General features: G+C 65.3%; 12 protein-coding genes and 1 tRNA gene. 4 read left to right on the top strand and 9 right to left on the bottom strand.

What is annotated here, in order from left to right; genetic code table 11:
* Positions 1-36 precede the first annotated feature (36 nt).
* From M2332_RS10925 to M2332_RS10915, 3 genes are all read right to left on the bottom strand, one after another.
* Positions 37-1,041 (bottom strand): HlyD family efflux transporter periplasmic adaptor subunit, encoded by a 1,005-nt coding sequence (locus M2332_RS10925; protein ID WP_264574056.1) that lies wholly within the window; start codon positions 1,039-1,041, stop codon positions 37-39.
* Positions 1,042-1,045: 4 nt separating this feature from the next.
* Positions 1,046-1,750 carry a CerR family C-terminal domain-containing protein gene (locus tag M2332_RS10920; protein WP_264574055.1) on the bottom strand — a complete coding sequence of 235 codons (705 nt, stop codon included), beginning with the start codon at positions 1,748-1,750 and terminating at the stop codon, positions 1,046-1,048.
* A 205-nt stretch (positions 1,751-1,955) separates the two neighbouring features.
* A complete protein-coding gene (locus M2332_RS10915) occupies positions 1,956-2,123 on the bottom strand; it encodes a hypothetical protein (protein ID WP_181560989.1) in 168 nt (55 codons plus the stop codon).
* 110 nt (positions 2,124-2,233) lie between these two features.
* Here M2332_RS10915 and M2332_RS10910 point away from each other — a divergent pair.
* Together M2332_RS10910 and M2332_RS10905 are read left to right on the top strand one after the other, a co-directional pair.
* A tRNA-Thr gene (locus tag M2332_RS10910) sits at positions 2,234-2,308 on the top strand.
* Positions 2,309-2,512: 204 nt separating this feature from the next.
* The gene (locus tag M2332_RS10905) at positions 2,513-2,953 is read left to right on the top strand and encodes a DUF4168 domain-containing protein (RefSeq protein WP_264574054.1); all 441 of its coding nucleotides are present in this window, start codon (positions 2,513-2,515) and stop codon (positions 2,951-2,953) included.
* A gap of 58 nt (positions 2,954-3,011) precedes the next feature.
* On the opposite strand, the gene M2332_RS10900 is transcribed toward M2332_RS10905, so the two are convergent.
* Complete coding sequence (locus tag M2332_RS10900) at positions 3,012-5,126, bottom strand: malate synthase G (RefSeq protein WP_264574053.1); 2,115 nt, start codon at positions 5,124-5,126, stop codon at positions 3,012-3,014.
* Between the two features lie 18 nt (positions 5,127-5,144).
* Positions 5,145-5,573 (bottom strand): GlcG/HbpS family heme-binding protein, encoded by a 429-nt coding sequence (locus M2332_RS10895; protein ID WP_264574052.1) that lies wholly within the window; start codon positions 5,571-5,573, stop codon positions 5,145-5,147.
* A gap of 252 nt (positions 5,574-5,825) precedes the next feature.
* Between M2332_RS10895 and dapD the strand changes: the two genes are divergently transcribed.
* Positions 5,826-6,668 (top strand): 2,3,4,5-tetrahydropyridine-2,6-dicarboxylate N-succinyltransferase, encoded by an 843-nt coding sequence (gene dapD / locus M2332_RS10890; RefSeq protein ID WP_264574051.1) that lies wholly within the window; start codon positions 5,826-5,828, stop codon positions 6,666-6,668.
* Positions 6,669-6,714: 46 nt separating this feature from the next.
* On the opposite strand, the gene M2332_RS10885 is transcribed toward dapD, so the two are convergent.
* The 3 genes from M2332_RS10885 to M2332_RS10875 form a co-directional block, all read right to left on the bottom strand.
* Entirely contained in the window at positions 6,715-7,965 is a 1,251-nt protein-coding gene (locus M2332_RS10885; protein WP_264574050.1) for a mechanosensitive ion channel family protein, read from the bottom strand.
* 137 nt (positions 7,966-8,102) lie between these two features.
* Positions 8,103-8,423 carry a DMT family transporter gene (locus M2332_RS10880; RefSeq protein WP_264574049.1) on the bottom strand — a complete coding sequence of 107 codons (321 nt, stop codon included), beginning with the start codon at positions 8,421-8,423 and terminating at the stop codon, positions 8,103-8,105.
* Positions 8,424-8,553: 130 nt separating this feature from the next.
* Entirely contained in the window at positions 8,554-9,186 is a 633-nt protein-coding gene (locus tag M2332_RS10875; protein ID WP_264574955.1) for a PilZ domain-containing protein, read from the bottom strand.
* A 236-nt stretch (positions 9,187-9,422) separates the two neighbouring features.
* Here M2332_RS10875 and M2332_RS10870 point away from each other — a divergent pair, with 236 nt between their 5' ends.
* Complete coding sequence (locus tag M2332_RS10870; protein WP_264574048.1) at positions 9,423-11,789, top strand: ribonuclease R family protein; 2,367 nt, start codon at positions 9,423-9,425, stop codon at positions 11,787-11,789.
* Positions 11,790-11,859: 70 nt separating this feature from the next.
* On the opposite strand, the gene M2332_RS10865 is transcribed toward M2332_RS10870, so the two are convergent.
* Positions 11,860-12,516, bottom strand: a complete 657-nt coding sequence (locus tag M2332_RS10865; protein ID WP_264574047.1) for a hypothetical protein — start codon at positions 12,514-12,516, stop codon at positions 11,860-11,862.
* Positions 12,517-12,603: the final 87 nt, after the last annotated feature.

Raw genomic sequence — 12,603 nt, 5'->3', positions numbered from 1 at the left:
CGTTATTCCGTCGCGATGGCGACGTCCCGCGCATGGTCAGCGCTTCGCTGTGGGGGCGGGATCGGCGATGGCAACGCTCACCGGCTGGCCCTGCCGCAGCTTGCCGTCCGGATCATCCACGACGATCCGCAAGCGATAGACCAAGTCGGTGCGCAGGTCGCTCGTCTCCACCGTCTTGGGGGTGAATTCCGCGCGCGGCGAAATATAGCCGATGATGCCGGAATAGGATTTGGGGTTGCCGTCCGCCGTGATCGTGACCGTCATGCCCGGGGCTATCCGGCTGAGCTGGTTCTCCGCCACATAGGCCCGCACGCGCACCGGGCGATCGATGGCCAGCGTGAAGACGGTTTCGCCCGGCGCCACGATCGCGCCGGGTTCGCGCGCACGGGTCACCACCACACCATCCACGCTCGCGAGCAGGCGGGCGTCATCGAGATCGGTGCCAACGCCCTTGCGGGATGCCTCTGCCGCCTGCAGCGCCGCGCGCGCCGCCTCGATATCTTCGCGCCGCGCGCCGGTGCGCACCAGGGTCAGCGCCGCCTGCGCTTCAGCGAGCTGGGCATTAGCGCGATCGCGCATGGCGACGGTCGATTCCCACACATCGCGGCTGATTGCGCCCGGGGCGACCAGCGGCTGCCGGCGTTCATAGTCGCGCTGGGCATCGCGCGCCGCCGCCTGCGCTGCCGCAAAGCGAGCCTGCGCCTGAGCGACATCTTCCGGCCGACTGCCGCGCTGGAGCTTGAGCAGTTCCGCGCGAGCCTGCGCCACGCGCGCATCGGACTGGGCGACGGCGCTATCGATGGAGGCCCGGTCCAGCTCGGCCAGCAGCATGCCCTGCTTGACCCGCTGGCCTTCCTCGACCGGGATCTGCGCGATCCGTCCGCCGACCCGGAAGCCGAGATCCACTTCCCGAATGTCGACATTGCCATAGAGCGTCAGAGGCCCGTCATCCCGCCCCAGCAGCCCGAAGCCGCGCGTGCTCACGGCAGCGATCAGCATGACGGTGACGATGATGAGCACGATCAGGCGCTGGCGGGTCATGGCGTCATTCCTCGGTGAGCAGGGTTTCGGCGGACTTGAGCAGGCTGGCGACCAGCGCCTCGCCCGTGGCGGAATCGAGATCGGGCACTTGCATGGTCCGCACCACGCAGGCGCGGCCGAGGCGCAAAATCAGCGCCATGCCCATGATATGGAGGATCAGCGGGCGGCGCTCCGCTTCCGCGAGCGAGGGCCGTGCGACCGCGGAGAGAAGAATCGCGGTCTCCACCAGCGGCCCTATCAATCCATCGTAGAGGCGCGTGAAGGCCTCGGTCGGGTGCTGCTGCTCGCGGGCCACGAACTGCGCAAAGGTCGCCGAGCGCGACGAGAGCAGGAAGCGCGCCAGCGTCTCCAGCAGCGCCAGCATCTGTGTGCGGGCCTGCGCGGGCGTCTGCGGTGGCTGCTTCTCGATGATGGCGATCAGCGGCGCGTAGATACTCCCCACGACGGAGGCGATATGGTCGGCGCAGGCGAGGTAGAGCCCTTCCTTGGAGCCGAAGTGATAGGTGATCGAGGACATCGCCGTCCCGCTGGCGCGGGCAATTTCGCGCGTGCTTGCCCCATCGAAGCCGAAGCGGCCGAATTGCTCAAGAGCTGCCTCGATAATCTGCAACGGAAGATCGCTTCTTGCAGGGCTTTCCGTGTCCACGGATGCGGCCCCGATATCCGTCGCGAGCGCTTTCTTGCGCGTGCGGGTTACGGCCTCATGCATTTTTCTTTGCCCGTCATGGCGTGGCGGACGTGCTGGTGGCACGTCCCTGAACCGCTCGATCTCGACATCCTTCGTCGAGTGGCGTTCAACGATGACCAGCACAATGACGATGGAGACCGCATGAAGGATATTTGTTCGATCGAACGAACAATGTCAAATGGTGAGAGTAACCGTCAGGAAGGCTGGTTTGAACCGCTGCGACGCCCTAGCGACCCGTAGGAGCCTCCTCCTCGCGCCCCTCGAAAGGTTGATCCAGCGTGGCCTTTGAATCCGGCGCATCCGTCTTGGCACGGGCCTGCCCCTTGCGGCGGCGCAGATTGGCCCGCAGCGCTTCGGCGAGCCGGCGTTGGCGGTCGGAGGGCGGGGTACTCATGCCCTTGCTTTACGAATCCGGCTTTTGCGCTGCAAGTCGCCTTGACAAGGCCAGACGGTAAGGCCATAGGCGCGGCCTTGCTGACGCGGGGTACCCCTGCGAACGGCAGTGCTGCCGTAGCTCAGTGGTAGAGCGCATCCTTGGTAAGGCTGAGGTCGCGAGTTCAATCCTCGCCGGCAGCACCATTTTCCCCATCTGCTGTGAAGAACGCAGCGCCCGCCCCTGAAGGGCGGTTGCGGGCCATGATAAATCATCGACTTACGGCGCATGAGTGGCGCTGCAGACACACCTCACCCCGGTGAGTAAACGTGTAATCGACGTTTATTTGCCCCCTCCCCATCGCTCCCTACCTTTCAAGCACGGTTCAAAACATCTGAAAGGTATCCGTCATGAAGTCATCACTGCTTTACACCGCTGCGTTGCTGCTGAGCGGCGGCATTGCCGTGCCAGCCATGGCGCAGGACACCGCAGCGCCGGCTACTGCACAGCCGGCCGCCCCCGCGTCGCCAGCCTCGCCCGCAGCGCCGGCTTCTCCTGCCACGCCGGCCGCACCGGCTACGGCAGCAGCTCCCACGAGCTTTACGGATGCGGAGCTGGTCGGCTTTGCCAAGGCCGCTATCCAGGCGGACAAGATCCAGAAGGACGCAACGGTCGCTGCGGACGCCAAGCAGGAGCAGATGCTCGCCGCAGTGCAGTCCAGTGGCCTGACGCCGGCGCGCTACAACGAGATTGCCCAGGCGACCCGGACCAATCCGGATCTCGTGAAGAAGATTCAGGAACTGGCCTCGGCCGACATGGCGACGCAGCAGCCGGCGACCGCGAATCCTTAAGACGCGGCGCGCACAACGCTGAAACGAATAGGGCGGCTCCCTCCGGAGCCGCCCATTTTCATGCCCGGTTGTCCTGCGCCTTCACCCGCAATCGCCACGCATGAAGCAGCGGCTCGGTATAGCCGTTTGGTTGCGCGACGCCCTCGAACACCAAGGCCCGTGCAGCTTGCAGGGCGAGGCTCTCCGGATGGCCTGCCATCGGTCGATAGAGCGGATCGCCGGCATTCTGTGCGTCGACCTTGGCCGCCATCTTCTCGAAGGCCGAATCGACCTGCGCCGGCGTACACACGCCATGGAGCAGCCAGTTGGCGATATGCTGGGAGGAAATGCGCAGCGTCGCGCGATCTTCCATCAGGCCGATGTCGTTGATGTCCGGCACCTTCGAACAGCCAACCCCCTGATCGATCCAGCGCACGACATAGCCGAGAATCCCCTGCGCATTATTCTCCAGCTCCTCGACGATCTCCTGCTCGGACCAGTTGGTGCCGGACGAGAGTGGCACGGTGAGCAGGTCCGAAAGCGGCGCCACCGGCTCGCGGCCGCGCCCCTGCTGGCGCGCCGCCACATCAACGGTGTGATAATGCGTCGCGTGCAGCGTCGCCGCCGTCGGGGAGGGCACCCAGGCCGTGTTCGCCCCGCTCATGGGATGCGCGATCTTCTGCTCAAGCATGTCGGCCATCCGGTCCGGCGCCGCCCACATGCCCTTGCCGATCTGCGCCCGGCCAGAGAATCCGCAGGCCAGACCGATCTGCACGTTGCGATCCTCATAGGCCTTGATCCAGGCGGCGCTCTTCATGTCGCCCTTGCGGATCATCGCCCCGGCTCGCATCGATGTGTGAATCTCATCGCCCGTCCGGTCGAGGAAGCCGGTGTTGATGAACACCACCCGATCCTTGACCGCCGCGATGCAGGCCATGAGGTTGGCGGACGTCCTCCGCTCCTCGTCCATCACGCCGACCTTGATCGTGTGCCGGTCCATGCCCAGCATATCCTCGATCGCATCGAACAGATCGTTGGTGAAGGCGCATTCCTCCGGCCCGTGCATCTTGGGCTTCACGATGTAGACGCTGCCGGCGAGACTGTTGCGCATCGGGCCGGCGCCCTTGAGATCGTGCAGGGCGATCAGGCTGGTGACGATGCCATCGAGAATGCCCTCGGGCGCCTCGGCGCCATCGGGCAGCACAATCGCCGGCGTGGTCATCAGATGGCCGACATTGCGGACGAGCAGGAGGCTGCGTCCCTTAAGCGACCATTCCGACCCCTCGCGGTCCTTGAAAACACGGTCCTGATTGAGCCTGCGCGTCTGCGTTTTGCCGCCTTTCTCGAACGTCGCAGAGAGGTCACCCTGCATCAGCCCGAGCCAGTTGGCATAGGCCGCCACCTTGTCCTGCGCGTCCACGGCCGCGACCGAATCCTCAAGATCGACGATGGTCGAGAGCGCCGATTCGATCACCACGTCAGCCATGCCCGAGGGATCATCCTTGCCGATGGGGTGATTGCGATCGAACACCACCTCGATATGCAGGCCGTTCTTGCGGAACAGGCGGCCCTTGGGCGTCTGGCCGACATATTGGGTGCCATCCGCGATCGCGAAGCCCTTGGCGGGATCGCCCATGTCCGCCCAGCTTCCGGACACCAGCGGCACAGCCTGGTCGAGAAAGGCCTTGGCCCAGGCGATGACCTGCGCGCCGCGCTCGGGATCGTATCCGCCCGGCCTGGCCGTTCCCGGCAAGGCATCCGTGCCGTAGAGCGCATCGTACAGGCTACCCCAGCGCGCATTGGCCGCGTTGAGCAGGAAGCGGGCGTTGAGCACCGGCACCACCAATTGCGGACCGGCCAGCGTTGCGAGCTCGGCATCGACCTTTTGCGGATCGATGGTGAAGGGCGCCGGCTCTGGAACGAGATAACCAATCTCGCGCAGGAACGCCTCATAGGCCGGCTGATCGATCGGTTGGCCGGCCCGCGCCTCATGCCAGGCATCGATCTGCGCCTGAAGATCGTCGCGCTTCGCCAGCAACGCCCGATTGCGCGGTGCAAAATCGGCGAAGATCGCCGCCGTCCCGGCCCAAAAGGCTTGCGCAGTCAGCCCCGTACCCGGCAGCGCGCGCTGCTCGATGAAATCGGCCAGTTCCTGCGCCACCGAGAGCCCGGCGCGGTCCACCTTGTTCGTCATGCCTTGCATCCCCGCCGTTCAGCCCTGCGCCTTGAGGCCGGCCGCTGCCAGCCCGGCCAGCGCGGCCGCTTCGTCATTGTCCGATGTGTCGCCGGTCACCCCGACCGCGCCGATCGCCACGGCCTCATCGTCGACGATGATGACGCCACCGGCGGCCGGGATCACCGCATGCGGCGCGGAGGCCGCAAAAGCGCCGATGAACCAGGGCCGCTCCTGCGCCATGTCCCCCAGCTTGCGCGAGGAAACGCCCATGGCGAGCGCGCCGGCCGCCTTGCCCGTCGCCACCTGCGCGCGCGCGAAAGAAGCGCCATCGCCACGCTGAAAGGCGATCAAATGCCCGCCCGCATCCACGACGGCGGCGCTCAGCGGTTTGAACCCTGCGGCCTGCCCTTTCGCGAAGACACCCTCGATGACCGCATTGGCCTGTTGCAAACTGATCCGGCTCATAAATCTGTTCCTTCCGCTCACGTGCGATCATCGGGATTTGGCTGTACGTGGACATAGCCGGCCCGTTCAGTCGAGACCAGCGAAGTCCGCGTCGAATCAGCCGCGAAGCGCAATGCCCTGCTGGCGACAGGGCATACGTTGCGGCAACTGCCCAAATGCTAACGCCCCGGTCACAAAGCGGTTCAGCATCGCGCCAAAACGCATTATGGGGCGGCCCACACTCCGCACTCGCGATGAAATACGAGGGACGTCATGACCGATACCAAGCTGATCGCCACCATCGATGCCGCATGGGAGGACCGCGCCAATATCGGCCTGTCCACCACGGGCGACGTCCGTGCGGCGGTGGAGAAGGCGCTGGCGCTGCTGGACAGCGGCGAGGCACGCGTTGCCGAGCCCACCGGGAATGGCTGGCAGGTCAATCAGTGGCTCAAGAAGGCCGTGCTGCTCTCCTTCCGTCTCAACGACAATACGTTGATCGACAACGGTCCCGGCGCCGGCCACTGGTGGGACAAGGTGCCCTCCAAGTTCGCCAACTGGGGCGAGGCGGATTTCCGCGCCGCGGGCTTCCGCGCCGTGCCCGGTTCCATCGTCCGCGCCGGCAGCTATGTCGGCAAGAATGTCATCCTGATGCCCAGCTTCACCAATATCGGTGCGTTCGTGGGCGAAGGCACGATGGTCGACACCTGGGTGACGGTCGGCAGCTGCGCGCAGATCGGCAAGAACGTCCACCTCTCCGGCGGCGTCGGCATTGGCGGCGTGCTGGAGCCGCTGCAGGCCGACCCGGTGATCATCGAGGATGACTGCTTCATCGGCGCACGCTCGGAAGTCGTCGAGGGCGTGCGCATCGGCCAGGGCTCGGTGCTGTCGATGGGCGTGTTCATTGGCCAGTCGACCAAGATCGTCGATCGCGCCACCGGCAAGGTCTATATGGGCGAGGTGCCGCCCTATTCGGTGGTTGTGCCCGGCTCGCTCCCCGGCAAGCCGCTGCCGGACGGCACGCCCGGCCCGAGCCTCTATTGCGCCGTCATCGTCAAGACCGTCGACGCGCAGACCCGCTCCAAGACGGGCATCAACGACCTGCTGCGCGACTGATCAGGAAAGGGGGCGGGGCCAGACCTCGCCCACCTTCCCCTATTCCTCAGGCGGCTTTGAGCTGGCGCAAATCCCGTCCGCTCGGCTCCTGGAAAACCCGCAAATCGAAGGAGTCCAGCACCGCCAGCATATGGTCGAAGATGTCGGCCTGGATCCCCTCATAGGCCGCCCAAGCCGTGGTGGTAGTGAAGCAGTAGATTTCCAGCGGAATGCCCTGCGGCGTCGGGTCCAGTTGCCGCACCAGCAGCGTCATCTCCTTCGAGATGCGCGCATTGGCCCGCAGATAGGCGGCCATATAGGCCCGGAATGTCCCGAAATTGGTGACGCGCCGGCTGTTCACCGGATCAAGGCCGTCATGGGCGATGCGGCTGTTCCATCGCTCCAGCTCCGCCTGCTTCTCCGCCAGATAGTCGCCCAGCAGCGCAAAGCGGCGCAGGCTCTGCTCTTCCTGATCGGACAGAAACCGCACGCTGGTCTGGTCGATCATCAGCGAGCGCTTGATCCGCCGCCCGCCTGATTCGGACATGCCGCGCCAGTTCTTGAAGCTCTCCTCGATCAGCCGGTGAGTCGGGATGGTGGTGATCGTCTTGTCCCAGTTCTGCACCTTCACCGTGTGCAGCGCGATGTCGATCACGTCGCCATCAGCATTGAGCTGCGGCATCTCGATCCAGTCACCGACGCGCAACATGTCGTTGGAGGTCAGCTGGACGGACGCCACCAGCGACAGGATCGTATCCTTGAACACCAGCATGATGACTGCCGCCATGGCGCCAAGGCCGGACAGCAGCAGCAGCGGCGACTTGTCCATCAGCTGGGCGATCATCAGGATCGCCGCCGCCGCAAACAGCACGATCTTGAGAACCTGGATATAGCCCTTGATCGGCCGGTTCACGGCGTGCGGCCGCCGCTGGTAGAGATCGTTGACGAAGGTCAGTGCATGGCTGAGCGCCAGCACGATGGTGAGGATCACGAACGCGCCCGCCACATTCTGCACCACCGTCACCAGCGACGGCGGCAAATGCGGCACGGCCGCGATTCCGCCCGAGACTACCATAGCCGGGACGATATTGGTCAGCCGGGCCACCGCGCGGCCGAGCGCAGGCGTATCGTGCGGCAGGACGCGCAGCGCCATGCGCAGCAGGATCGACTTGAAGATGAAGTTCGCGAGCGCCGCGACCGCGATCAGGATTGCCAGCCCGGCGAGGCTTTCAGCCCAGGCCGGCAAACCGGCGAACCACCGATCAAAAAGGGGAATGGAAAAGGAAGGGTCGGTTGCCGTGGGAATAGAATCAATCATGACAAAGGGCGCGGCCGCGAGAGGGGCCGGCGATAAGCTCCTGTTTTATCGCAAATTGGGCGGCCAACCTGCCTGCCTTTAGGCATGAAGTCAAACCAGCGGCCGGATTGTGCGGGCCGCTGGCTGCGCCAGACGATCTAGACCGGCGTTGAAATCTTCATGAGGACGAGGCCCGAAACGATCAGCGCAGCAGCGGTCAGCCGCAGCACTGTAAGCGCCTCCCCAAAAAACGCGATGCCGACAGCGAATGCGCCGAGCGCGCCGATGCCCGTCCAGATCGTATAGGCCGTGCCGAGTGGCAAAACCTTCAGCGACCAGGCCAGGCAGGCAAAGCTGAGCAGCATCGCCGCGATCATGACGAGGGTGGGCCATAGCCGGGTGAAGCCATCCGACTGCTTCATGGCCGTTGCCCAGACGACCTCGAATAACCCCGCGATAAAAAGCGCAATCCACGCCATGAAAGCCTCCTGAAAGCGCCGGGCCGTCCCGGTCTTGACGTCAGAGGCGGGAACGTGGTCGCCGCAAGGAAAATTTAGGCGCCACACCACGCCCGATCAAGGGCAGTTACGCCCTGAGGTGATCATCCCCTCAGCCGCCGCCGAGCAGGCGCTGGCGGAGGCGTTCCATGCCGATGGCGTCAATGGCGACTGCCCGGTCGGGCGCCTTGAGCACCTCGGCCAGATAGCCAAGCGTCTGCGCGGCAAGATCGAACTGCTGCAAGGCGGTCGCCCGGCTCGTGACATCCACCGTTTCGACCAGTTGCGTGCCGAGGTCTTCGATCAGATGCCGCAGCCCATCCAGTTCCTCGGCGATCCGCCGATCCAGCTCCGCAGTCGGGGCCGAGGCGCGGGGCGCCGCCCCAGCCGGAGCGGGCCGTGATGACGGCAGAGGCGCATCGACGCGGGGCTGCCCGGTCTGACTTGCGGCAGCGATCCAATTGCCCTCGCGCCAGCCGGACACCGAAATCGTGCCCTCAAAGCGCACGCCACAGCGATTCTTGTCCACCCAGATGACCGTGGCGCCCATCTCAAGCTGCAAGCGCCGCAAGATGAGGCCTGCACCGACCGGCGGCAGCGCAGCGCCTTCCAGCAATGCGCCGTGCTCGGAGAGATTGCGGATGCGCACCGGAGCGGCGATCCCCTCCGCCTCAATAGTCGCGGACAGGAGCAGATTCGTGCGGGAAGGCCGAGCGGCCGCTGGGTTGGACTGGTCTGCCGGCATCGGCACAATCGGCTTCCTATCCAAAAAACATTCTCTAGATCCGTCGCTCGGCCCGGCGTCCGTCCGACCTCCCGGACGTCTGCGGGGCTGAGGAAATCTCCCCGCAAATAGCAGGCTCGCTTGCCGGCGCAAATCCCATCCGTCGACTCGCGCCCAATGCCGCGTCCCGAAATGCGCCGAAGGGGCCGCGTTGCAATTGATTAGCGCCGGCGCCGGCACGTGCCTATATCGACGCTATGGCACCACCCAGAAAGCCCACCCGTCCCCAGCCCGCCGGCCTGCCGACGCGCGAACAGATCCTCGATTTCATCAGCAATGCCGATCAGCCGGCAGGCAAGCGCGAGATCGCCAAGGCCTTTGGCCTGCGCGGCAATGAGAAGATCGCGCTCAAGGCCCTGCTGCGCGACATGGCCGACGAAGGTCTGCTTGAAACCGGCAAGGCGAGAGCGTTCAACCTGATGGGCGGCGTCCCTAAGGTGACCGTGCTGCGCGTGGTCGAGTCCGATGGCGGTCAGGTCATCGCCGTGCCGGAGCGCTGGGAAGCCGAGGGCCACCCTATTCCCAAGCTGCGCGTCATCGAGCGCGGCAAGCGCGGCGCTCTGGGCGTTGGCGACCGGATTCTGGCGCGCACCGAGCAGGCCGGTCATGGCTGGGTCGCCCATCCGATGAAGAAGCTGGCCGGCGCGACCGAGCAGATGCTCGGCGTGGTCGCCAAGGACGAACGCGGCAAGCTGATCCTGCGTCCCGTCGACAAGCGCATCCGCTATGAGACGCCGATCAGTGACCAGGGCGATGCGCAGCCGGGCGATCTCGTGCTGGCCGAGAAGAGTGGCCGACCGCCGCGCGTCACCGCGCGGGTGACGGACGTACTCGGCGACCCCTTCCAGCCGCGTAGCTTCAGCCTGATCGCCATTCACAAATATGGCATTCCCGACATGTTTCCCGAGGAGGCCGAGGCCGAAGCGGCGAAGGTCCACGACCTGCCCCTCCACGCCGATGCGCGCGAGGACCTGCGCGCCCTGCCCATCGTCGCGATCGACCCGGTCGATGCCCGCGATTTCGACGATGCCGTATGGGCCGCGCCGGACGATGATCCCGCCAATGAAGGCGGCTTCAAGGCCATCGTCGCCATTGCAGACGTCGCTTATTATGTACGGCCCGGCTCGGCACTGGATCGCTCCGCGCGCAAGCGCGGCAACAGCGTCTATTTCCCCGACCGTGTCGTGCCGATGCTGCCGCACGCGGTCTCGTCGGACATGTGCTCGCTCAAGGCAGGCGAGGATCGCGCCGTACTGGCCTGCCACCTCGTCATCGGACCGGGCGGTGCGCTCAAATCCTGGCGCTTCACCCGCGCGATCATCCGCGTCGCCGCCAACATTCCTTATGAGATGGCACAGGCCGCCGTGGACCGGGTGGAAGGCAAGCCCGGGCGGACCTTCTCCGACACCCGGCTCGACATCGGCCTCATCGACCGCCTCAAGGGCGATGGGCTGATCGACGACGCACTGGTGCCGCTCTGGGCTTGCTGGCGGGCGCTGGCCAAGGCCCGCGATGCCCGTGGTCCGCTCGATCTCGACCTGCCCGAGCGCCGGGTGGTGCTGGACGAGGAAGGCCGCATCGTCAGCATCGCCATCCGCGAACGGCTGGATGCGCACCGGCTGATCGAGGATTTCATGGTCACCGCCAATGTCGCTGCCGCCAAGGCGCTGGAAGCCAAGAAGGCGCCGGTCATGTACCGCGTCCATGAGCCGCCGAGCCGTGAGAAGCTGACGACGCTTAAGGAGTATCTTGAAACCTACGGCATCAGCCTAGCGCTCGGGCAGGTGATCACCACCAAGACCTTCAACCGGCTGATCGAGCAGATTCCGGATGATGCCGCCGCGCGGCCGCAGATCATGGAGCAGATCCTGCGCAGCCAGACGCAGGCCTATTACGGCCCGCGCAATCTCGGCCATTTCGGCCTGTCGCTCGGCTCCTATGCGCACTTCACCTCACCGATCCGGCGCTATTCGGACCTTTTGGTGCATCGCTCGCTGGTCGGCGCCTATGGGCTGGAAATGCCCGCCCCGGCGGACAAGTCGCTCCCGCGCGACACGCGGCTCTCTTCGGAAGACGTGGCCGATCTCGCGCCCATCGGCGAGCGGATCAGCCAATATGAGCGGCGTGCGATGGAGGCGGAGCGTGAAACCGTCGACCGCTATGTCGCCGCATTTCTGGCGCAGCATGTCGGCGAAATCATGGCCTGCCGCATCACCGGCGTGCAGAGTTTCGGCTTCTTCGCCACCGTCGTCGAACTGGGCGGCGATGGACTCGTGCCCGTCTCGACGCTCGGTGGCGAATATTTTCGCTATGACGAGGTGCAGCATTCGCTGATCGGCGAGGATAGCGGCGACCGCTATGCCATGGGCGACCGCATCGACCTGCGCATCGCCGAATCCGACCCGGTGAGCGGCGCGCTGCGCTTCGAGATTCCGCACGGCGCCAGCCACATGCCCGAACGCAAGGACCGCCGCCGTCCGGGCAGTGCGCCCGTCCGCCGCACCGGACGCCCGCCGAACATCCGGCACACCGCGCGCCGCAAGGGGCCGGTCAAACGCCGCTAATCGCGCGGGACATTGGATGAAGGGGCGCTCCATCTAGGCGCGCCCCGTTGCTCATTCCTGCGCTGTCAGGTCAAAAGGCATAGAACAGAGAAAACTGCAGCACAGGGTAAACCTTGTACTTGTTGACCTCGTCGTCGACGTCCGCCTGTTCCTTGAGCAACTGCTCCTGGAAAGCCGCGTTGGTCGCGAGGCTACCGGTGGCGCGCAGCGCATCCACGCGCGGCGTGCCTTGGAACATGGCGCCGGCGTCCACGCCGAACTTGATGCCGCGCGTCAGGCCACCCGCATAACCCACGGTCAGCAGCGGGGCGAAGTCCTTGGCGCGGATCGTGCCGGAGAGCGTGCCGATCTCACTCGGGGTATAAGTAACATCGCCGATGGTGACAGGCTCGGTCGGCGTCGCCGTAGCGCTGACCCGGTTCTTGGCGATGCGGAAACCACCGGAAAGCCGGAACGCGCCGCCGAACGGATAGACGTCCGCGACGGCGCCATAGGACTCGAGCTTCAGCTTGCCCTCATAGGTCAGGTCGTTGACGTCGATGTCATGGCTGAAATCGAAGAAGGACGCGCTGGCTCGTACGCCAAACGTCTCATTGATCCTCATCCCCACTTCCGGCCCGGTGCCGAGCGTGCCGGCGGTGACGCCAACCGAGTAACGCGCATCTTCTGCGAAGGCGGGCGACACCACCAGAAGCGTGGCGGTGCTCAGTGCGAGACAGGTCTTCATCTTGATAGGCATTTTGCTTTCCCCCCAAATGTCGTGAGGGCGCGCTCATGCCCGAGCCGGATACAGGCGTCATATCCTGTCAGGGAT

It is taken from the genome of Sphingobium sp. B11D3A, from assembly GCF_025961695.1.
GTDB lineage: Bacteria > Pseudomonadota > Alphaproteobacteria > Sphingomonadales > Sphingomonadaceae > Sphingobium.
The sequence above is the reverse complement of the archived record's forward strand: the minus strand, read 5'-3'. Positions and strand labels throughout refer to the sequence as shown.